The 21579-nt window shown below is 71.4% G+C and carries 18 protein-coding genes; 6 read left to right on the top strand and 12 right to left on the bottom strand.

Features of this window, described 5'->3' with window-relative positions; genetic code table 11:
- Nucleotides 1-45: 45 nt before the first annotated feature.
- Complete coding sequence (locus ABWV20_RS09945) at nucleotides 46-735, top strand: hypothetical protein (RefSeq protein WP_353354960.1); 690 nt, start codon at nucleotides 46-48, stop codon at nucleotides 733-735.
- Nucleotides 736-823: 88 nt separating this feature from the next.
- Entirely contained in the window at nucleotides 824-1150 is a 327-nt protein-coding gene (locus ABWV20_RS09940; RefSeq protein WP_353354959.1) for a winged helix-turn-helix domain-containing protein, read from the top strand.
- Nucleotides 1151-1239: 89 nt separating this feature from the next.
- On the opposite strand, the gene ABWV20_RS09935 is transcribed toward ABWV20_RS09940, so the two are convergent.
- The 6 genes from ABWV20_RS09935 to ABWV20_RS09910 all read right to left on the bottom strand — a co-directional run bounded on the left by ABWV20_RS09935 (nucleotide 1240) and on the right by ABWV20_RS09910 (nucleotide 10193).
- Nucleotides 1240-2163, bottom strand: coding sequence for a carbon-nitrogen hydrolase family protein (locus ABWV20_RS09935; RefSeq protein ID WP_353354958.1), 924 nt, complete (start codon nucleotides 2161-2163; stop codon nucleotides 1240-1242).
- Between the two features lies 1 nt (nucleotide 2164).
- Nucleotides 2165-2878 carry an SRPBCC family protein gene (locus tag ABWV20_RS09930; RefSeq protein ID WP_353354956.1) on the bottom strand — a complete coding sequence of 238 codons (714 nt, stop codon included), beginning with the start codon at nucleotides 2876-2878 and terminating at the stop codon, nucleotides 2165-2167.
- The gene (cutA, locus tag ABWV20_RS09925) at nucleotides 2875-5349 is read right to left on the bottom strand and encodes an aerobic carbon-monoxide dehydrogenase large subunit (protein ID WP_353354954.1); all 2475 of its coding nucleotides are present in this window, start codon (nucleotides 5347-5349) and stop codon (nucleotides 2875-2877) included. The genes ABWV20_RS09930 and cutA overlap by 4 nt, the downstream gene beginning before the upstream one ends.
- Nucleotides 5346-6887 (bottom strand): FAD binding domain-containing protein, encoded by a 1542-nt coding sequence (locus ABWV20_RS09920; protein WP_353354952.1) that lies wholly within the window; start codon nucleotides 6885-6887, stop codon nucleotides 5346-5348. Before ABWV20_RS09920 ends, cutA begins: the two co-directional genes overlap by 4 nt.
- Nucleotides 6888-7132: 245 nt before the next feature.
- Nucleotides 7133-8614: a uracil-xanthine permease family protein gene (locus ABWV20_RS09915; RefSeq protein ID WP_353354951.1), complete on the bottom strand. Its 1482-nt coding sequence runs from the start codon at nucleotides 8612-8614 to the stop codon at nucleotides 7133-7135.
- 226 nt (nucleotides 8615-8840) lie between these two features.
- Nucleotides 8841-10193 carry a helix-turn-helix domain-containing protein gene (locus ABWV20_RS09910; protein WP_353354950.1) on the bottom strand — a complete coding sequence of 451 codons (1353 nt, stop codon included), beginning with the start codon at nucleotides 10191-10193 and terminating at the stop codon, nucleotides 8841-8843.
- Between the two features lie 131 nt (nucleotides 10194-10324).
- On the opposite strand from ABWV20_RS09910, the gene ABWV20_RS09905 reads away from it, so the two are divergent.
- The 4 genes from ABWV20_RS09905 to ABWV20_RS09890 all read left to right on the top strand — a co-directional run bounded on the left by ABWV20_RS09905 (nucleotide 10325) and on the right by ABWV20_RS09890 (nucleotide 15510).
- Nucleotides 10325-11197 (top strand): oxamate carbamoyltransferase subunit AllH family protein, encoded by an 873-nt coding sequence (locus ABWV20_RS09905; RefSeq protein ID WP_353354948.1) that lies wholly within the window; start codon nucleotides 10325-10327, stop codon nucleotides 11195-11197.
- Nucleotides 11190-14183, top strand: a complete 2994-nt coding sequence (locus ABWV20_RS09900) for a bifunctional FdrA/YlbE family protein (RefSeq protein ID WP_353354947.1) — start codon at nucleotides 11190-11192, stop codon at nucleotides 14181-14183. Before ABWV20_RS09905 ends, ABWV20_RS09900 begins: the two co-directional genes overlap by 8 nt.
- A 180-nt stretch (nucleotides 14184-14363) precedes the next feature.
- A complete protein-coding gene (locus ABWV20_RS09895) occupies nucleotides 14364-15050 on the top strand; it encodes a DUF6803 family protein (protein WP_353354946.1) in 687 nt (228 codons plus the stop codon).
- Between the two features lie 259 nt (nucleotides 15051-15309).
- On the top strand, nucleotides 15310-15510 hold the full coding sequence (locus ABWV20_RS09890) for a cold-shock protein (RefSeq protein WP_353354944.1): 201 nt from the start codon (nucleotides 15310-15312) through the stop codon (nucleotides 15508-15510).
- A 543-nt stretch (nucleotides 15511-16053) separates the two neighbouring features.
- Here the strand turns inward: ABWV20_RS09890 and ABWV20_RS09885 are convergent.
- The 6 genes from ABWV20_RS09885 to ABWV20_RS09860 are packed head-to-tail and all read right to left on the bottom strand — an operon-like array spanning nucleotide 16054 to nucleotide 21575.
- Nucleotides 16054-16881 carry an alpha/beta fold hydrolase gene (locus tag ABWV20_RS09885; protein WP_353354942.1) on the bottom strand — a complete coding sequence of 276 codons (828 nt, stop codon included), beginning with the start codon at nucleotides 16879-16881 and terminating at the stop codon, nucleotides 16054-16056.
- On the bottom strand, nucleotides 16878-18335 hold the full coding sequence (locus ABWV20_RS09880) for an aldehyde dehydrogenase (protein WP_353354941.1): 1458 nt from the start codon (nucleotides 18333-18335) through the stop codon (nucleotides 16878-16880). Before ABWV20_RS09880 ends, ABWV20_RS09885 begins: the two co-directional genes overlap by 4 nt.
- Before the next feature lie 29 nt (nucleotides 18336-18364).
- Nucleotides 18365-18586, bottom strand: coding sequence for a tautomerase family protein (locus ABWV20_RS09875; RefSeq protein ID WP_353354940.1), 222 nt, complete (start codon nucleotides 18584-18586; stop codon nucleotides 18365-18367).
- Nucleotides 18583-19398, bottom strand: a complete 816-nt coding sequence (locus ABWV20_RS09870; protein WP_353354938.1) for a 2-keto-4-pentenoate hydratase — start codon at nucleotides 19396-19398, stop codon at nucleotides 18583-18585. The genes ABWV20_RS09875 and ABWV20_RS09870 overlap by 4 nt, the downstream gene beginning before the upstream one ends.
- Nucleotides 19398-20564: a 4-hydroxy-2-oxovalerate aldolase gene (gene dmpG / locus ABWV20_RS09865; RefSeq protein ID WP_353354937.1), complete on the bottom strand. Its 1167-nt coding sequence runs from the start codon at nucleotides 20562-20564 to the stop codon at nucleotides 19398-19400. Before dmpG ends, ABWV20_RS09870 begins: the two co-directional genes overlap by 1 nt.
- Nucleotides 20565-20567: 3 nt before the next feature.
- The gene (locus ABWV20_RS09860; protein WP_353354936.1) at nucleotides 20568-21575 is read right to left on the bottom strand and encodes an acetaldehyde dehydrogenase (acetylating); all 1008 of its coding nucleotides are present in this window, start codon (nucleotides 21573-21575) and stop codon (nucleotides 20568-20570) included.
- Nucleotides 21576-21579 lie beyond the last annotated feature (4 nt).

Raw genomic sequence — 21579 nt, 5'->3', positions numbered from 1 at the left:
CCGTCACTCTTGACTCTCGACTACTCTGCGGTGCAGAGTCAACGCATGGAGCAGCGCGGATCCGACGAAGGGGCCCAGATGACCGACGGACAACGGGAGGCTGCGGCCGCCGCGTCCGCGCGCGACGTGCTCACCCGCACCGAGGCAGTGCGGCGGCTCGCCCGCGCTGACCAGCAGGGCGTCGCGATTCCCCTCCTGGTGCTGGGGCCGCTGACGGTCGTCTACGCCGCTCTGCTCCTGGCCGAGCAGGTGTGGCTCTTCACGGACGAGGTCCCGGGGGCGGCCGGCCAGCTGACCGGGGCCCGCTTGGCTCTCGACACCGTCGTCCAGACCTACTGGGGCACCATCGGGGCCCTGGGCCTGATCGGGATCGGCCTCTGGTTCTGGTGGCGGGGTCGGCAGACCGGGGCCGGCGCGGGTGCCTCGACGTGGATCGCCGCAGGTGTCGGCGTCCTCATGTTGATGGTCGTCAGTGACGTCGTGCCGATCCTCGGCGTGTTCCTGTGGGTGATCGGGTTCCTCTATCCCACCGCCCTGATCACCCTGGCCCTTCTCCTCGTGGCGCGGCGGCGGCACAACGGTCGACTGGCCCGGTGGGTGCTGCTCTTCGGGGTCGTGACCGTGCTCGCGTCCGTGGTTTCGTCAACAACCGCACCTACGACCTCCTCGAGATGCTCAGGGTCCCGTCGGACGCGGCGCACGCCATCGGGGGGACCGCTGACGTGCTGGCGCTGACCACGCTGGGGGCTCTCCTGCTCGTGACCGGATGGCGCGCCCGGCAGGCCGACCTCCGAGAGCGGGCATCCCTGGGTGGCGAGGGGGAGTGAACGCGGAGGGCGCGCCGCACCCGACGAGCACGATCAACGACGTCGTCCACCAGAAGGCGCGACTCGGCATCCTCGCCGTCCTCGCGGAGGCCGACCGGGCCGACTTCACCTACCTCAAGTCGCTGCTCCAGCTGACCGACGGCAACCTCGGACGCCACCTCGAGGTGCTCGCGGGCCAGGGCCTCGTCCAGGTGGAGAAGGGCTACTCGGGCCGGCGCCCCCGCACGCGGGTCACGATCACGCGGACCGGGCGGCAGGCGCTGGAGGAGGAGATGCGCGCGATCCGGGAGCTGCTGCGGCGGTTCGACGAGGGGTCGGGCTGATTCGAGGGCGACGAGGGCGACGAGGGCGACGAGGACGCGGCCCGTCGCGGCCCGACGCGGCCCGACGCGGCCCGGCCCGGCCGGCGGGGTCAGCCGTCGTTGCCGCGCCTGGCCGGGTCGTGCCAGAACGAGCTGGCAGCCGGGCGCTCGAGCTCGTCGCGATGACCACGGATCAGGTCGAGGTTGCGGTCCCGCAGGTGGTCGAAGCCCTGGCCGACGCTCGACCCCGGCGTGAGCGAGGCGAGCGCCTCTGCGGGGTCGAGCCGCGCCGAGATCCAGCTCTCGTGGCTCGCCGCCCTCGCGACGACGTGCCCGATCGGGGTGACGATGTGGGAGTTGCCGAAGTAGATCACCCCGGCCGGGTCGATCCCGGTCGCGTTGGCCCCGATGACGTAGACGTGGTTGTCGTAGGCGCGGGCACGCGAGGTGAGGTCCCAGATGTCGGCCGAGCGCAGCAGCGCCGAGGGCCGGCAGATGATCTCGGCACCCTGCACGGCCTGGATCCGCGTGAGCTCCGGGTAGTCACCGTCGAAGCAGATGATCATGCCGATCCTGCCCAGGTCGGTGTCGCAGACCGTCACGGACGAGCCTGGCGTCACCCAGCCGCCGCCGCTGACCGCCTCGGTGCAGAACGGGTGCGTCTTGCGGTAGACGTCGAGCAGCTCGCCGGCGGGGGAGATGAGCGCAGACGCGTTGTGGACGACCCCGCGCTCCTGCCCCCGCTCGTACGTCCCGAGGCACACGTGCGCGCCGGTCTCACGGGCGACCTGCTGGATCGGTTCGATCATCGCGCCGGGTAGCTCGGTGACGAGGTCCCAGAGCTCCTCCGTGGAGCAGCCGGGTGTGAAGCCGGTCGTGGCCGACTCGGGCAGCACGACGAGCTCCGCGCCGGTCGCGTCGACGCACCGGCGGGTGAAGTCGACGCATCGGTCGAGGTTGCCCCTGATCGTCTCCCGGGTCAGGGGGCCGGCGAGCGGTGCGACCTGGATCGCCGCTGCGGTGAAGGCGCGCATGTCATCCCCTTCCGATGGCCCAGCCGATGATGACGCCGAGGAAGGCGATCCCGGCGCCGGCGAACGTGCCCATGACGAAGTCCTTGATCCGGGTGGACTCCGCGCTCGTCGCCGCCTTCCCGGAATAGACCGCACCAGCAGGCCGTATGCCGCTGGGCCCGGTCCCGCTCGGGGCGCCGGCTCCCGTCGGGGTCGGCTCCACGGCACCCGCCCCCGCGTCGGCACCCGGTCCGAGCGCGGTCGGCGCGGGGAACTGGGCGCGGAGCTCGGGCGGGACGCCGGCGATCTCGGCGTCGAGGGCGGCGAAGAACTGGCCCGCCATCTTCTTCGTCACCCCGGACAGCATCCGCTGGCCGACGCCGCCGATCGGCCCGCCGACCGTCGCGTCGGCGTCGTAGGTGACCCATGTGCCCCCGTCGTCGCTCGCTGCCACGCGCACGTCGACGTCGGCGGCCACGGTGCCCGGCGCCCCCGACCCGGAGGCCTTCATGGTGAAGGACTCCGGGTGCTGGGGGTTGACCAGGCGGACCTCGCCGTCGTAGGTCCCCTTGATCGCGGCGACCCCTGCGGTGACCGTCATGGCGTAGTGGTCGGGGGCGACCTCGACGAGGCGCTCGCAGCCGGGCAGGGCCCGGGCGAGGACCGCCGGGTCGTGGATGGCGTCCCAGACCTGGAGCGGGTCCGCGGAGAGGGAGGCGGTGCCGGAGATCTTCATGCGGTCGGCTCCTGCGTCGAAGGGTCGGACGTCGGGTCTGGGGGTGAGCCCTCTGTCGAGTGCGCAGCTCGTGCCCGCCGGAGCGAGGGCAGCTCCCCGGCGGCGTGGCGGCGCCGCAGCTCGAACAGGTCGTTGGGCGAGATCGGCATCCGGGTGATCGGGAAGCCCTCGGCGTCCTCGATCGCCGACGCGATGACGGCCGTGACCGGGATGCATCCGGCCTCCCCGGCGCCCTTGATCCCCAACGGGTTCAGCGGTGAGGGTGTCTCGAGGTGGTCGGTCTCGATCGTCGGCACCTCGGAGGCGTAGGGCATGAGGAAGTCCATGAAGGAGGCGTTGAGCAGTTGCCCGGACGAGTCGTAGTCCATCCGCTCGTAGAGCGCACCCCCGACTCCCTGCGCGACGCCGCCGTGGACCTGCCCCTCGACGATCATCGGGTTGATCATCGGGCCGCAGTCGTGGATGACGCAGTAGCGCAGGATGCTGATCTCGGCCGTGACGGGGTCGGTCTCGACGATCGCGGCGTGCATGCCGTTGGCGAAGGTCGCCTGGGTGGGCGAGTAGAAGTCCTTGCCCTCCAGCCCCGGCTCCTCGTCGTCGGCGACCGGCGGCTTGTCCGGGTCGAAGGTGCCGGCGAACTGCGTTGCGGCCTTGGCCGCCTCGTCGAAGGCGTAACGGAGCGGGTTCGACAAGACGGAGACGGTGCCGAGCGTCATCGACGTGTGCGGCGCGCCCTTGACCGAGACCGTCCCGTCGAGGATCTCGAGGTCGTCGACGGACACCTCGAGGGCTTCGGCCGCGATCCGCAGTGCCTTGGCGCGGACGTTGCGAGCGGCGAGCGCGATGGCGTTGCCGGACATCACGGCGGCCCGGGACGCGAAGGTGCCGACGGCATAGGGCATCCGGCGGGTGTCTCCGGTCGTCACGTGGACGTCGTCGATCCGGACCCCGAGCTCCTGGGCGACGATCTGCGCGAAGGCGGTCTCGTGGCCCTGCCCCTGGGAGGTGAGGCCGGTCGACACGTTGACGCGCCCGGAGGTCTCGATCTGGATGTGGCCGCCCTCGTAGGGACCGACCCCGGTTCCCTCGACGTAGCAGCCGATCCCGAGGCCGACCTTGCGGCCCTCCGCCTCGGCCTGCGTCCGGTACTCGCTGAAGTCGTCCCAGCCGACGAGCTTCTTCAGCTTGTCGAGGCTGGCCGGGAAGTCGCCGGAGTCGTACCTGAGCGGCCGACCGTCCTGGAAGAGCAGCCCGTGGTCGTACGGCATCTCCGACGGCTGGATGAAGTTGCGCGACCGGACCTCGGCCCGGTCGAGGCCGAGCTGGTCGGCGATGGCGTCCATGACGCGCTCCATCGCGAAGACGCCCTGCGGCCGGCCGGCCCCGCGGTACGGCGTGACGATCACCGTGTTGGTGTAGAGCGACCAGAACTCGACGCGGTAGGTGCCCGGCTTGTAGGGACCGAGCAGCTGGGTCGAGGTGATGATCGGCACGATGATGCCGTACGGCGTGTAGGCGCCGTTGTCGTGCCAGAACGTCACGTCGAGGCCGAGCAGTCGGCCGTCGTCGTCGAAGCCGACGGTGACGTGCTGGAGCTGGCCGCGTTCGTGCGCGGAGGAGATGAAGTGCTCGCGACGGTCCTCGGCCCACTTGACCGGCCGCCCCAGGCGCCGTGCCGCCCACGCCACGAGGACCTCCTCGGGCCAGGGGTGCACGATCTTGACGCCGAAGCCGCCGCCGACGTCCGGCGCGATGCACTCGACCTTGGCGAGGGGCAGGCCGAGCCGCGCTGCGACGGCGGCCCGCACGCCGGTGGAGGTCTGGGTGGAGGAGTACATCCGCAGCTCGTCGCGCTCGTCGTCCCAGCGTGCGTAGACGCCCTTGCCCTCCAGCGGCATCGAGGCGCTGCGCTCGATGTCCAGGTCGAGCGTCAGCGTGTGCGGCGCTGAGGCGAGGGCGGCCTCGACGTCCCCGACGGCCTGGGTCATGTGCGCGGCGACGTTGCCGGGGACGTCGTCGTGGACGAGGTGTGCTCCGTCTCGCGCGGCCTCGACGCCGACGACGACGGGGAGCTGCTCATAGCTGATGCGGATGCGCTGGCAGGCGTCCTCGGCGACGTAGCGGTCGGTCGCGACGACCATGACGATGGCCTCGCCGACGTGGTTGACCTCGTCCTTGGCCAGGGCGTGGGCCGTCCGACCGTGAGTCAGGGTCGGGTGTGGGATGAGGAGGGGGAGCGGCTCGGCCATGGGACCGGTGAGGTCCTCGTGGACATAGATGCCCGCGACCCCCTCGACGTCGATCGCGTCGGCCACGTCGATCTCGAGGATCCGCGCGTGCGCGTGCGGGCTCCGCACGAAGGCGACCTCGAGCGCGTCGTGACCCAGGTCGTCGAGGTAGCGCCCCCCGCCGGTGACGAGCCGCGGGTCCTCGCGCCGCCTGACCGGCGCCCCGAACATCTGGGTCGTCACGCTGACTCTCCCTCAGCCACAACGGAACTGGCCGTATGCCGCGGAGCCGGCTCAGCGGCATACGGCTCGGACTGCTCCTCCCGCAGCTCGGCGGCGCGCAGGACGCTCTTGACGATGTTCTGGTAGCCGGTGCACCTGCAGAGGTTGCCCGAGATGGCCTCGCGCGCGTCCGCAGCGGTGGGGGAGGGGTTCTCGTCGAGGTAGGCGGTGACCGTGGTGAGGAAGCCCGGCGTGCAGAAGCCGCACTGGAGGCCGTGGCACTCGGTGAAGGCCTGCTGGACGGGGCTCATCGCCTCCTCGGAGGCGAGTCCCTCGACCGTGGTGATGGCGTGGTCCTGTGCGGTGACGGCGAACATCAGGCACGAGCGGGCCGGCTCCCCGTCGACGAGGACCGTGCAGGCGCCGCAGACGCCGTGCTCGCAGCCGACGTGGGTGCCGGTCAGCTGGAGGTCGTGGCGCAGGAAGTCGGAGAGCAGCCGCCGTGCGGGCACCGTCGCGGTGCGCCGGGTCCCGTTGACGACGAGGGTGACCGGGACGTCGTCGCGCCCGCCCCCCGTCGAGTGGGCATCTCGCGCCGCCCTCGTTCCCGTCGAGTGCGCGCTTCGCGCCGCCCGGCCCGGCACGTCCTGCACACTCGACGAGTCCTCCGGAGCACGGGTCCCCGTCGAGTGTGCACTTCGCGCCGCCTGCGCCAGTGCCCGCTTCGTCAGCTCGCCCGCCAGCATCCGGCGGTACTCGGACGTGGCGTGGATGTCGGACTCCGGCTCGACGTGGTCGCGGACCGCCTCGACCGCGGCCTCGAGCGCGGCGTCCCAGGCGCTCGACCCCGGCTCGACCCCGCCGACGACCGGCTCCAGGTCGAGCACGGAGGGCACGTCGGTGAGGGAGACGAACGAGGCGCGCGCCCCGGAGACGGTCCCGTCCTGGAGCGTCACGGCGACGCCGACGCCGGCCAGGGCGTAGTCGCCGGACCTGCGCGCCGACTCGAGAAACGCGGTGCCGGTGCCGTCGACGAAGCAGCCGAAGCGGACGGCGACCACCAGCTCGTCCGGGGCCAGCGAGGTCTCCAGGGTGCCCTGGAAGAAGTCCGGCCACGCGATGTCCCGCGGGCCCGCTGGACCGGTTGCCTCCACGACCCCCTCGGTGAGCGCGAGGATCGCGGGCATCTCGCCGCACGGGTCGGCATGCGCGATGGAACCCACCGTGGTGCCGCGGGTGCGGATCGCCGGGTGGGCGACGCGCAGGAGGGCCTGGCGCAGCACCGGCTGGGCCAGCTGAGCCGGCTCGGACCGCTCGAGCTCGCGGTGGCGCACCAACGCGCCGACCCGCACCCAGCCGTTCGCCACGGTGACGTCCGCGAGCCCCTCGACGCGGTTGATGTCGACGAGGTGGCCCGGTGAGGCGAGCCGCATGTTGAGGATCGGGATGAGGCTCTGGCCACCCGCGAGGACCTTGCCGTCGTGACCGACCTCGGCGAGGACGCGGATGGCCTCCTCGACCGAGCGGGGTGCGTGGTGCACGAATGGGGCGGGCTTCACCGAACTGATCCTGCCTTCCGGGCCCGTGTGGCACCAGAGGGTTGTGTACGTCGCTGGCCGTGGGCGTTTGGCACAACGTGCCAGCACACTCGAGTGGCCCCGGTGTGCACAGGCCCCGGCCCGTCCGCGCGCTCGAGTGGCCCCAGTGTGCACAGGCCCCCGGCCCGTCCCCGCGCTCGAGTGGCCCCGCTGTGCACAGGGCCCTCGACTGCTCGAGGGCCCTGACCACAGTGTCTAGCGGGTGCTCAGCGGCGCGGCCCGCGTCGGTCGTCGCGCTGGTAGAGGTCGTCGATCCCGTCGGCGTCGCCGTAGGCCCCCTCTTCCTCACCGAGCGAGATCATCGTCCCTCCGGCCGCCTCGGCGCGGGCCCGCAGCTGCGAGGGCGCGATGGCCTTGGCCAGGTGCCAACCGGCGATGGCGACGATCGTGCCGAGCGCGATGCCCGTCAACGAGAAGGTGTCGGTGAAGGTCAACGTGACGTTGCCGACGCCCATGATGATGCCGGCCGCGATCGGGACGAGGTTGATCGGGTTGCCGAAGTCGACGCCGTTCTCCTTCCAGATCTTGGCGCCGAGCAGGCCGATCATGCCGTACAGGACCACGGTGATGCCGCCGAGGACCCCGCCGGGCACGGAGGCCACGAGCGCGCCGAACTTCGGCGAGAGGCCGAAGACGATCGCCACGATGGCGGCGACGTAGTAGGCGGCCGTCGAGTACACGCGGGTCGCGGCCATGACGCCGATGTTCTCCGCGTAGGTGGTCGTGGGCGAACCGCCGACGGCGGAGGCGAGCGCGGTGCCGACGCCGTCCGCAGCGATCGCGCGGCCCATGACCGGGTCGAGGTCATGCCCGGTCATCTCGGCGACGGCCTTGACGTGCCCGGTGTTCTCGGCGATGAGGGCGATGACGGCGGGGAGCACGAGCAGGACGAACGCGACCGAGAACGACGGCGTGTGCCAGCCGACGACCTCCTTACCGTCCTGGGCGACCATCGTCTGGGACGGCAGACCGAACCAGGGCTCGCTCGAGACCCTGTCGAAGTTGGTGCGGAAGTGCGTCGTGACCTTGCCCGCCCCGGCGTCGAACGAGGTGATCTGACCGAATCCCTTGTCGAAGAGCCAGGACAGGACGGTGCCGAAGATGAGCGCGAGGAAGACGGCGATCCGTGAGATGAACCCCCGGAACGCCACCGCGCACACGATGGTGAACGTCATGACGAGCACCGCGATCCACTGGTCCTGGGGCCAGTAGATACCGGCGACCACGGGGGCCAGGTTGAAGCCGATGAGCATGACGACCGCACCGGTGACGACTGGCGGCAGGACCCGGTGGAGCACACCTGAGCCCATGAAGTGGATGAGCAGACCGACGAGTGCCAGGACGACGCCGGCGACGAGGATGGCGCCAGTGACGTCCGCCGAGTCGCCTCCCTGCGCGCGGATGGCCGCGACGCCACCGACGAAGCTGGCCGACGTGCCGAGGTAGCTGGGCACCTTCCCGTTGACGATGAGCAGGAAGAGGATCGTCGCGAGACCGCTCATCATGATCGCGAGCTGCGGGTTGAGGCCCATGATGAGCGGGAAGACGAAGGTCGCACCGAACATCGCGACGACGTGCTGGGCGCCCAGCCCGACCGTCTTGCCCCACGAAAGCCGTTCGTCCGGGGCGACGACGTCGTCGGGGCCCATCGTCTTGCCGTCCCCGTGCAGTTTCCAGCCCAAAGCCATCGAAGACTCCTTGCGCGAATTGCGGCCGGTCACCCTCGTGTGACCCGGCTCACTCCCAACGGCGGGATGGGCGAAAACTACTCCCGTTGAAGGGCAGGGGGTTCGGCATTTGCTGATAACGAGTTGGTCCCGTTACCTGTCAAAGGTGCCGTACCGTCCGGGAGCCGCAGGACGGGGTGCCGTATGCCGCTGAGCTCGCTCCCCGACGCACGTCCGGCCCCAGCGCTCAGAGGCCGCGCATCTGGTGGACCTTGAGGGCCAGGGCGAGGGTGAGGCGCAGCTCGGGGTCCGAGGTGAAGGGGCCGAGCATCTTCTCCAGCTTGCCGATCCGGTAGCGCAACGTGTTGTAGTGGAAGAAGAGCAGTCGGGCCGTCTCCGCGACGTTCATGTTGGTGTCGATGAGGATGCTGAGGGTCCGGCGCAGGTCGGCGTACTCCGGCTGGTCGTCGGTGGCCAGCTCGCGCAGGGACTCGTGGACGAAGCGGCGCAGGTCGGCCCCGTCGGGGATGAGCGCGAGGAGGCGGTAGATGCCGAGGCCGTCCACGTGGGCGACGGCGCCGTCACCCTGCATCTGCCGACCGACGGTGACGGCCGACAGGGCCTCGTCGTAGGCCTGGGGAAGCTGGGCCGGGGAGGTGACCGTCCGTGAGACACCGGTCGAGAAGCTGCGCCGACCTCCCCCGCCGTCGCCGCGGACGACCCGGACCAGGTCTCCGACGCCGCGCATGACCCGCTCCGTGTCCGCCTCCTCCGGCACCGCGACGAGCGCCACCACCTCCCGGCTGAAGCCGACGACCGGCGTGCTCGGGTCGCGGACACCGACCGCATGGGTCCAGGCACGGGCGAACCGCTGCTGGAGGAAGCGGATCTCGTCCCGGTCGCGTTCGGTCTGGTCGTCGTCCTCGTCGGTCTCCGCCACGACGACGACGAGCGGCCGGTCGATGTCCCAGCCGAGGGAGGACGCGTGGGCGATCGCGTCGAGCGGCGTCCCCGCCCGGCCGGACAGGGCATCGCGGAGGAACTCGGCGCGGTACTTGCTCTCGACCGCGGCGACGGCCTGGTCCTTGGTGATGGCGAGCGCCGCCACGGTGGCGGCTCGCTCGAGGAGGCGCACGTCGTCCTCGGTGAGGTCGCGCCGGCTCGAGAAGGCGACGATGACCCCGTGGTCGAGCTGGCCGGCGATGATCCGCACGGCCGCGCGGTCTGCGTCCGTCCCGGGCTGCCGGGGTCCCATCGGCTCCGCCTCGACGAGAAACCTCCCGGAGCGGTCGAAGCAGGGCAGCGTCGCCGCGCGGGCGAGCTCCTGATCGGACCCCGCGCGGGCGATGACCCGTCCGTCGGTCGTCGTCACCATGGCGGCCGCGTCCGTCGGGTCGAGGAAGGTGACGACCCGCTCGCACAGCTCGTCGAGGGTGCCCCCGGCGAGGACGATCTGCACGAGGGCGCGGTCGGCGTCCTCGAGGCGGCGCAGCGCGGCTGTCTGGCGCTCGAGCTGGTCCCGGACCGAGGCGAGGACAGTGGCCGAATCCGCTGTCAACTCACCATCGATGGAGGCCGGATCGTTGGCAACATTCACCATGAGCGCACCCTAGCCTCCCTCGGTAGCGTCGGTCATTCACGAGACCGGAACGGGAGGAGGGGCGCCCGGTGCTGACCGCTGCCGCACGCACCTCGTGGCCCGCGGCTGTGTCACCGCTCGTTCTCGCTGCCGTGAAGACTGCGCCTCGTGAGGCGCGCGTTCTCGGGGTCTTCCCGACATGTCTCTACCTCCACCTGGGCGCACACGACGCCGTGCTCGCGGTGCTGACCAGGGACGCCGTGCTCCAGCCGATCGGCCTTCGTCTCGCGGCGCGGTCCGGTCGGGTGCAGTGGCAGGTCGGCGCCGGAGACGTCGTCGTGGTGGGTGGGGGCCGGGTGCGGCTGCCCCGGGCTGATGTCGTCGCAGCCCGGGTGCAGCACCTCCCTCGAGTGGCCCCGTCGTCCCCACCCCGCCTGTGGAGCCCGGGGCCACTCGAGTTGGGGGGGCTGGGGACGACCGGGCCACTCGAGTTGGGGGGGCTGGGGACGACGGGGCCACTCGACGGGGGCGGGGGCGGGGGCGTGCTCACGGGGCTCGCCCACGACCTGGCCGCAGCAGCCCTCGCGGACCAGCCCGTTGCCCACCTCGTCCGGTCCCTCGTCCGGTCCCTCGTCGGGTCCGGGCGGGGCCTGACCCCGAGCGGCGACGACGCCGTTGCCGGCGTCCTGCTCGCCCTGCGGTCCGGGGGCGAGCTCGGTGCCGTCCGCGCCGTCGACGACCAGGTCCGGGCCGTGTCGCACACCACGACGTCGATCTCGGCGGCCCTGCTGCGGGCCGCCGCGCAGGGCTACGCCGCGCCCGAGGTCGTCGCCCTGGTCGACCTGCTCGCCCCGTCCCGGCTCACGCCCACCTCCGGCCAGCGGGTCGCCCGTGCCCTCGAGCGCGTCCTCGCCATCGGTCACTCGTCGGGCCGCGACCTCGTGTCCGGCCTCGCGGGTGCTCGTCGCGCCCTCGCCGCCCACCTGCCCACCCGCACCATCCCGGAAGGGGCCGTTCATGGCTGACCAGGTCGAGATCCGCACCGGTGCCTACTACGACTCGGTCAGCCTGATGCAGGTGTCGCAGACCGTCGCGGCTGCGCCCGGTGTCGACGCGGCCCAGGTGGCGATGGCGACCGAGCTCAACCTCGGCGTGCTCCGGGGGATGGGTTTCGACGTGCCTGCCGCCGGGCCCAACGACCTGGTCGTCGCGATCCGCGGCGATGACGCGGGGATCGCCGCGGGACGGGCCGCTCTCGACGAGGCGCTCGCGGCCCTGCGCTCGGTCGCGACCCAGGCGGGCGGCTTCGGCGAGGCTCCGGCTCCGCGCACCCTCGGCGCGACCATCCGCCGCGCCGAGGCCAACCTCGCGCTCGTGTCGGTGCCGGGTCAGCACGCGACGACGGAGGCCCTCGACGCCGTCGACGCAGGCGTGAGCGTCATGGTCTTCTCCGACAACGTGCCGGTCGAGGACGAGGTGCGGCTCAAGGACCTCGCGGCCCGCGCCGGGGTCCTCGTCATGGGCCCCGACTGCGGCACAGCGGTGGTCGGCGGGGTCGCGCTCGGCTTCGCCAACGTCGTCCGCACCGGCTCTGTCGGCGTCGTCGCCGCGTCGGGCACCGGTGCCCAGCAGGTCATGTGCCTGCTCGAGGCCGCCGGCGTGGGCGTCAGCCACGTCCTCGGCGTTGGCGGACGCGACCTGTCCGCGGTCGTCGGTGGCCGCTCCACCAGGCAGGCGCTCGCTGCGCTCGCCGACGACCCGGCCACCGAGACCATCGTCGTCGTGTCCAAACCCCCTGCCGCTGAGGTGCTCTCCGACATCGAGTCGTATGCCGCTGGGCTCGCCAAGCCGGTCCACTGGGCGACGCTCGGGGCGGGGAGACCCGACCTCACCGCCGCCGTCGAAGCGGTCCTCACCTCGCAGGGCCGTGTCGTCGAGTGGCCCCGGTGGGAGGTCGACCAGGCACCGGCGACGGGTGCGTCGCTGCGCGGGCTCTTCTGCGGCGGGACCCTCGCGGACGAGGCGATGCTCGTCGCGGGGCAGGCCCTGGGTGACATCCGGTCCAACACCCCGCTCCGGCCGGACCTGGCGCTCGGTCCGGACCTGACGGACCCGGGTCACCTCGTCATCGACTTCGGCGACGACACGATGACCCAGGGGCGCGCCCACCCGATGATCGACCCATCCCTTCGGCTCGAGCGCATCGCCGCCGAGGCGACCGACCCGACGTGCGGCGTGCTCCTGCTCGACCTCGTCCTCGGCCACGCGGCGCACCCCGACCCGGCTCCCGGGCTCGCGGACGCGGTCCGGGCTGCACGGGCCACGGCGGAGGCAGACGGGCGGACCCTGCCCGTCGTCGTCTCCCTCACCGGCACCGAGGACGACCCGCAGGGGCTGAGCCGCAGCGCCTCGCTGCTGCGCGACGCCGGCGCCTCGGTCTTCCTCTCCAACGCAGCGGCGACCCGGCAGGCCGTTCGCCTCCTCGGCCGGGCACCGGCCGAGCCGGTGTCCGGAGCGAGCCCAGCGGCATACGGCACCGGCGCCTCGCGCCAGGGCGCGGAGCCCGCTGACGCGCTGCACGGGCTGCTCACGGCGGACCTGTCGGTCGCGACCGCTGGCGTGTCCCTCTTCGCGGAGTCCGTTCGGGCCCAGGCAGTCCCGGTCAGTGAGACCGCGTGGCAGCCACCGCTCGCGGGGACGGGGCGCGACCTCGCCGTCGTCCTCGCGGACTCGCGGCGACACGAAGCCAACCGGTTGGCCTTCGAACGGATGGTTGCGGCCGGGGCCGACCTCGTCGACGTCCGCCCTGCGCACGGGGCGCTCGGCCTCGAGAAGGGCACGTTCCTCCACGCTGGGCCGCCCATCACGTTCGACCGGGCGAGCGGTCCGCTCAAGGGCGCGCTCATCGGCGCGATGCTCTTCGAAGGTCTGGCCGACACCCCCGACGAGGCCGAGGCCAGGCTGGAGAAGGGTGACGGCATCATCCTCGAGCCGTGCCACCACCGCGATGCCGTCGGCCCGATGGCCGGGGTGATCAGCCCGTCGATGTGGCTCTACGAGCTGCACGACGACGTCCACGACAACAGCTCCTGGTGCTCGCTCAACGAGGGGCTGGGCAAGGTGCTGCGCTACGGCGCCTACGGACCCGAGGTCATCGACCGGTTGCACTGGATGAACTCCGTGCTGGGCCCCCTGCTGCAACAGGCGGTTCGGGCGCGGGTGGACGGCACCGGCCCGATCGACGTCAAGGCGATCATCGCCCAGATGCTCCAGATGGGCGACGAGGGTCACAACCGCAACCGCGCCGGGTCGCTCATGCTCCTGCGCGAGCTGCTGCCGACGATGATCACGGCAGACGCGTCCTCGACGGCTGTCGCTGAGGCCGTGCGGTTCTCCGGAGCGAACGAGCACTTCTTCCTCAATCTCGGCATGCCCGCCTGCAAGCTGGCCACCCTTGCGGCTCATGGGATTCCGGGGTCATCGGTCGTGACGACCATGGCCCGCAACGGGACCGACTTCGGGATCCGGGTGTCCGGCACCGGCGACGAGTGGTTCACCGGGCCCGCCCAGACGCCCCAAGGGCTCTTCCTCGGCTCCTACGGGCCCGACGACGCGAACCCCGACATCGGGGACTCGGCGATCACCGAGACCGCGGGCATCGGCGGCTTCGCCATGGCGGCGGCCCCCGCGATCGTCCGGTTCGTCGGAGGCGACGTGCCGTTCGCGTTGCGGGCGACCCAGACCATGTATGAGATCACCGTGGGGGAGCACCCGAGCTACCAGGTGCCGATCCTCGAGTTCCGCGGGACGCCGACGGGGATCGACGTGGCGGCCGTGGCGCGGACCGCCGTCCTCCCACAGATCAACACCGGCATGGCCGGCCGGGCAGCTGGCGTCGGCCAGGTCGGCGCCGGGCTCGTCAACCCGCCGCAGGAGTGCTTCACCGGCGCGTTGGCGGCGCTCGCCGCCCTGGCAACCCGGGCGGCGCGCCCGCCGGCGGCTGCCGGCTGAGCCTCCCCGTCGAGTGGCCCCGCCCTCCACAACCGCCGGCCCCATCATCGGATCTTCATCGTTTCTCCAGTGGACCTTGACCCCGTCGCGGGAGCGTGAGCGCTGCAGAGCCCTGAGCCCGGAGCTTCCGCCGGCAGGCCGGTCTGCACCGTCATCCGACCCATCTTCAAGGGGAAGCGCATGTCCGCGTCGAACACCACCACCCGGAGCCGTCCACCGGCCAAGCCCGCACCCGCACCCGCGCCCGTCGTCCCTAGGCCGGGGCTCAGCGCACTGGTGGCCGTGGCTGCCGTCGTCGCCGTCGTCGTGGGCCTGCTCCTTCCGGACCGGACGGTCGGTGGCGACATGTCCGGGATGTCGATGACCCACTACATGGGGCTGCTCGCCATCAACCAGCCGTGGAACCTCCTGCTGTTCATGGCGATTCCCGTGATCCTCGCCGAGACGCTGGCCATCACCGAGCTGGTCCTGCTCTTCCGCAAGGACGCACCGGCGTGGGTGGCCGGCCTGAGCCGCATCGCCGGTCTCATCGCCGGTCCGCTCATGCTCGGGATCCTCGTCCACCTGCTCCGGTACGCCGCCATCCCGCTGACGACGTCCGGCGGCTGGCGCGGCACCGCCGACGTCATCGCCGTCCTGTCCTACCTCGCCGGAGCCGTCCCCCTCGTCGGCATCACGCTCGTCGAGCTGGGGATCGTGGGCGGCGACGCTCGCGAGGCCCGGAAGTGGCACGTCATCTTCGTCGGTGCCTTCCTCGTCATCGCGCACGTCGCCATGATCTTCGGCATGCTCGACCCGACCGTCCTCGGCTGGGACCCGAGCCACGTCATGCCGCAGGGCACGATCATGCCGGGCATGCAGCACTGACCCGGCGTCCGAGCCCGCGCAGCGCGCCCTCCCAGGTGTCGAGGGGGGCGCGCTGTGCGTCCCTGGCAAGCCGCGCGATTGGGTGATCTGCCGTGCAGGGGCTACTGTTGGCGGTGGTCAACGTTTGCTGTTTGTGTGTTGCACGCTCGCAGAAGACATTGCGAGCGCAACCTGCTCCCTTCTCAGGATCTGGTCGCGTCCTTGCCGACCCGGACCGTCACACCACGTGAGTCCGTCACCTGTAACAAAGGAGCACGACATGGCACAAGGAACCGTCAAGTGGTTCAACGCGGAGAAGGGCTTCGGCTTCATCTCCCCGACCGAGGGCCCGGACGTCTTCGTCCACTACTCGGAGATCCAGACCAACGGCTACCGCAGCCTCGAGGAGAACCAGACCGTCGAGTTCGACGTCGAGCAGGGCCCCAAGGGCCCGCAGGCGATGCGCGTTCGTCTCGTCTGAGCACTCGCTGAGCTGAGCCGCGGGTCCACGGACCAGCGCGCCACGAAGTAGGGAAGGGCCGGCACCCACGGTGCCGGCCCTTCTGCGTGCGTCCTGTGCGATGCCCGGTGCGATGCCCGGTGCGGTGTCCCGTGCTGTGCCCGGTGCCGATCCCTGGCCGGTGCGGTGTCCCGTGCTGGGCCCGGTGCCGATCCCTGCCCGGTGCTGGGCCCGGTGCCGATCCCTGCCCGGTGCTGGGCCCGGTGCCGATCCCCGCCCGCCGGGGCCGCCGGGGCCGTTGGCGAGCGAAGCCCCGGGCGCGACAAGTGCGCACTCGTGGGATCCGAGCGGGCTTGCCTCAGAGGCACAGGCTGCAGGGCGCACTGCTACGGCAAGCATGGTCGGCAACGAGAACTGCGCACTTCTACACCCCGGGGCGTCAGGTTTCTCGAGAGCCCACGGTGCTGTGAACCGGCGTCACCGCGCGAGCCGGCCCAGCGGCATACGGCGTCGTGGGGCTCGGCCACGTGGGACGTGGGCACCGTTCCACGACGACCCTGCTCGTCAGGCGAGGAAGTCGGCGAGCAGCCGGTTGAAGTCGCTCGCGTACTCGATCTGCGTCCAGTGGCCGCACTGGCCGAAGACGTGCAGCTGGGCGCGACCGATGAGGTGCAGCAGGTTGAGCGACGTCGTGAGGGGGATGACCTGGTCGTCCCGGCCGTGGAAGAGCAGCGTCGGCGCGGTGATGGCTCGGATCTCCTCCACCGGCAGGACCATGGAGTCCACCCAGCGCTGTCTCGGCGCCGGGAACATCGCGGCGAACCGCTCGTCGGCGCCATCGGCGATGGACGCCTCGTACCTGTCTCGGGCGAGGTCGTCGGTCATCCGCGACGTGTCGTAGGCGAAGAGGTCGAGCAGGGCGCGCATGCTCTCCACGGAGGGCTGGTAGCCCCACACGGCATCGAGGCCCTCGGTGATCGGGAAGGGCACGCCGACGGAGCCCATGAGCACGAGCCGGTCGACCCGGTCGGGGTGCCCGCTGGCCAGACGCAGCGCCATCGCACCGCCGAAGGAGTTGCCGACGACGCTGGCTCGCTCCACCCCGAGCGCGTCGAGCAGCTCCACGGCGTGGGCCAGCCAGGAGTCGACGGAGTACTCGTGCCCCTCGGGCGGGACCGTCTGGCCGAAGCCGAGCTGGTCGGGCGCGATGACCCGGTGGCCGGCCGCGACGAGCGCGGGGATGGTCAGGCGCCAGTTGGCGGCGGCGCTGACGCCCGGTCCGGACCCGTGCAGGAGGAGCACCGCGGGCCCCGACCCGACGTCGTGGACCCAGGTCTTGACGCCGCCGACGTCGACGAACCCGCCTCCGAGGGAGGGCTGTTGGGCACTCATCCCGTCGCGCCGACGCGGTCGATCTGCATGACGACGGCCTTCGGCTCGGTGAAGAACTCCCGGCTGAAGTTGCCGCCCTCGCGGCCGACACCCGAGTCGCCCACGCCGCCGAACGGGGTGCGCAGGTCCCGGATGAAGAAGCAGTTGACCCAGACCGTGCCGGCCTTGAGGTTCGAGGCGACCCGGTGGGCGCGCGAGAGGTTCTCGGTGAAGAGCATCGCGTTGAGGCCGTACGCCGTGTCGTTGGCCAGGTGGACGACCTCCGCCTCGGTCTCGAACGTGTTGACGACGACGACCGGGCCGAAGATCTCCTGACAGTACTGGGACGCCGTGAGCGGCAGGTCGGTGATGATCGTCGGGCGCACGAGCCACGCGCCGTCGTCGGCGAGGCCGCCGGTGAGGATCTTGCCGCCCTCGTCCTCGACCGTGTCGACGTAGGACTTGACCTTGCGGAAGTGCTCCTCGGAGGCGAGGCACGAGAACTGGGTCTTCGGGTCGAAGGGCTCGCCGATGACGAGCTTCTCGGCCGCGTCCTTGAAGCGGGCGAGGAACTCCTCGTAGATGCTCGACTGGACGAAGAGCCGCGATCCGGCGAGGCAGACCTGGCCGGCGTTGCGGAAGATCGCCTCGACGGCCCAGTAGACGGCGTTGTCGATGTCGGCGTCCTCGAAGACGATGTTGGCGCCCTTGCCGCCGAGCTCGAGGCTGACCGGGGTGAGGTTCTGGGCGGCGGCGGACATGATGATCCGGCCGGTGCCGGACTCACCGGTGAAGGTGACGCGATCGACCCGCGGGTCGCCCGTCAGGGAGGACCCAGCCGGCACGCCGTAGCCGTTGAGGACGTTGAGCACGCCGGGCGGGAAACCGGCCTCGATGGCGAGGCGGCCGAGCAGGACGACCGATGCGGGGGTGTCCTCCGCGGGCTTGATGATGCACGTGTTGCCCCAGGCGATGGCGGGGGCGATCTTCCACGTCGCCATCATCAGCGGGAAGTTCCACGGCGAGATAGCGGCGACCACGCCGGCCGGCCCGTACTCGACGTAGGTGTGATGGCCGCTGTCCATCGGCATGACCTCGCCCGTGTGGTCCCGCTGGTGGTCGGCGAAGAACCGGAAGTTCCACACGGAGCGCGCGACGTCGTGCTTGGCCTGGGCGAACGGCTTGGCCATGTCGGTCGAGTCGAGGCGCGCCAGCTCGTCGGAGCGCTCCTCCATGAGGTCGGCGAGCCGGTGGATCAGCTTCGCGCGCTCGTTGCGGCCCATCCGCGGCCACGGGCCCTCGTCGAACGCCTTGCGGGCGCTGGCGATGGCACGCTCGGCGTCGGCGGCGGAGGCCTCGGCGACCTCGGCCCACTTCTCCCGGGTCCAGGGGTTGATCGTGTCGAAGCGCTTGCCGTCGAGGGACTCGACCTCGACGCCGTCGATGATGTGGCCGAAGAAGGGGTAGTCGGACATGGTGGTCACCTTTGGGGTCACGTTGAGTTTCAGGAAGATTGAGCCGTATGCCGCTGGGCTTGGCGCTCGGCGATGGTGACGTCCCCGGCGGCGAAGTGAGTCGCGGGCACCTCTCGGAGGACGACGCGCACGCTCTCGAGGGGAGCGTCGACGCTCTCGACGCAGGCCCGGGTCACCGCGGAGATCAGGGTGCGCAGCTGCTCGGGGCTGCGGCCCTCGACGAGCGTGATCTGGACGAGCGGCACGGTCACTCGCCTCCGTTGAGGAAGACGGAGCCGAGGTTGGTGAAGTGCATGGCGACGGAGGACCCCGGGGGTGCGAAGACCGCGTCGGTCATGCCGCCGGTGAGCACCAGCCAGCCCGGCTCGATGGCGTGCCCGCGGCGCGCGAGGTCGTTGGCGGCGAGCGCGAGGGCCTCGCCCGGATGCCCCTGGACGGCAGCGCCGGTCGCCGAGTCGACGATCTCGCCGTTGACCTCGACGAGCACGGCCTCGAGGGCGAGGTCGAGGTCGGTCGGCGGGAGGCCGATCGGGCCGGTGACGAAGGCGCCCGAGGAGGCGTTGTCCGCCGAGACGTCCCCTGCCTTGAAGCGGAAGTTGCGGTACCGCGAGTCGATGACCTCAGCCCCGCCCCACACGGACTCGACGGCGGCCATCGCCTGTGCGGCGGTGACGCCGGGGCCCTCGAGGCGGTCTCCCATGACGAAGACGATCTCCGGCTCGACCCGGGGGTGGATGAGGGTCGACTGGGGGACCGGATCGCCGATGGGCAGGATCATCGCGTCGGTCAGCCAGGCGACGAAGGGGAAGTGCACGCCCATGCGCTGCTGCTTCGCCCGGCTCGTGAGGCCCAGCTTGACGCCGACGAGCGTCTCGCCCCGGTCGAGCCGCTTCTGCAGGTTGAGGTCCTGGATCGCGTAGCCGGTGTCGAGGTCGAGCTCGGGCCACTCGTCGGTGAAGGGCTCGCGCTCCCGGCGCTCGTCCTCGCAGGCGAGCAGCTCGGCGGCGACGGACTCGATGTCCCAGCCGCCCTCGGGCATGGTCCCTGGGGTCGACCCGGCCATCAGCGCACCCCGATCCCGGCCAGGTCGCCCAGCGCGAGGGTGTTGGCCTCACGCTCGCGCTCCTCGGCGAGCTGGAGGGCGATGTCGATGATCATGTCCTCCTGGCCGCCGACGTAGCCGGCCTCGCCGACACGCTGGAGGATGGCGTGGGCCGGGACGCTGTAGCGCTCGGCCGCCCGCTCGGCGTGCAGCAGGAAGGAGGAGTAGACGCCCGCGTAGCCCTGGGTGATGGAGGCACGGTCCATCCACGGCAGGCGCGGGATGAAGGGGCGCACGACGTCCTCGGCGGCCGACAGGACCTCCCCGAGGTCGATGCCGGTGCGGATCCCCATCCGCTCGTACGTCGCGGCGAGCACCTCGGTCGGGCTGTTGCCGGCACCCGCGCCGAGGGCGCACAGGGCGCCGTCGATCTGCTTGGCCCCCGCCTGGTAGGCGAGCACGGAGTTGGCGATCCCCATCGAGAGGTTCTGGTGGCCGTGGAAGCCGACCTGGGCTGCGTCCGGACCGCGGCCGATCTCGTTGAGCACGGCCTGGATGCGCTCCTGGGCCGTCTCGAGGATGAGGGCACCGGCGGAGTCGACGACGTAGACGCACTGGGCGCCGGCGTCGACCATGATGCGGGCCTGCTCGGCGAGCTTCTCGGGGGAGGCCTTGTGGGACAGCATGAGGAAGCCGACGGTCTCCATGCCGAGCTCGCGGGCGGCGCCGAAGTGCTGGATCGAGACGTCGGCCTCGGTGCAGTGCGTCGCGATCCGGGCGACGGACGCGCCGACCTCGTGCGCCTTCTTCAGGTGGTGGAGCGTCCCGAGGCCCGGGAGCATGAGGATCGCGATCTTGGCCTGGGTCGCCTCGTCGACGGCCGCCTTGATGAGGTCGAACTCGTCGACCTTGGAGAAGCCGTAGTTGAAGCTCGAGCCGCCGAGGCCGTCACCGTGGGAGACCTCGATGACCTGGACGCCGGCCTTGTCGAGGGCGTGCACGACGCCGCGCACCTGCTCCTCGGTGAACTGGTGGGACATCGCGTGCGAGCCGTCGCGCAGCGTCGAGTCGGTGATGCGCAGGTCGCGCTCGCCACCGGCCTGGGGGAGGTTGGCGAGGACGTCGGACTCGGTCACCTGTTCGGTGACGACCGGGGCGTCCTCGGGACGGATGGTCATGTCGCCCATGGCTCAGACTCCTGCCTTCTCGGTGCTGGTGGCGGTGTCGGGCAGCTCGCCGAGGTCCGCCGAGGACTTCCACGTCGACGCGACGCCCAGGCGGTGGGAGACCATGATGTCGCCGACCCGGGCGGCCGCCGCGGTGATGATGTCGAGGTTGCCTGCATAGTCCGGCAGGTAGTCGCCGCGGCCCTTGACCTCGATCGGGACGAAGACACGCGCCTGGTTCTGCCACGTCTCGCGCGGCCGGTCGAACTGCACGTCGGCGCGCAGGTGGTAGCCGGGGACGTAGTCCTGGACCGTCGCGACCATGGTGTGGATCGACTCGAGGATCGCGTCCTGGAGGGCGCCGGCCTCGGCGGCCTCCTCGGGGATCGCGCAGAAGACCGTGTTGCGCATCATCAGCGGGGGCTCCACGGGGTTGAGGATGATGATCGCCTTGCCGCGCTGCGCACCGCCGACGGCCTCGAGGGCGGCAGCCGTCGTTTCCGTGAACTCGTCGATGTTGGCGCGCGTGCCGGGGCCGGCCGACTTCGAGGAGATCGAGGCGACGATCTCGGCGTACGGGACCGGGACGACCTTGGAGATCGCGGCCACGATCGGCGTCGTGGCCTGTCCACCGCAGGTGATCATGTTGACGTTCATCGCGTCGAGGTTGAACTCGAGGTTCACCGGCGGGCAGAGGTAGGGGCCGACGGCTGCCGGGGTGAGATCGACGGCGAGGATGCCGGCCTCGGCGTAGCGGGGCGCGTTGGCCTCGTGGGCCTTGGCCGAGGTGCACTCGAAGACGATGTCGGGCAGCTCGTCCTGGGCGAGGAGCCAGTCGACGCCCTCGTGGGAGGCCTCGAGACCGAGCGACGCGGCCCGGCGCAGGCCGTCGGAGGCGGGGTCGACCCCGATCATGTACCGCGGCTCGATGACGTCGCTGCGACGCATGAGCTTGAACATGAGGTCGGTGCCGATGTTGCCGGGACCGACGATGGCGGCGGTGCCCTTGGTCCTGGGGGTCTCGAGCGCCATCTGG

Source organism: Intrasporangium sp. DVR (genome assembly GCF_040365325.1).
In the GTDB taxonomy this organism is placed as follows: Bacteria; Actinomycetota; Actinomycetes; order Actinomycetales; family Dermatophilaceae; genus Intrasporangium.
This window is presented reverse-complemented; position numbering and strand designations above follow the sequence as displayed.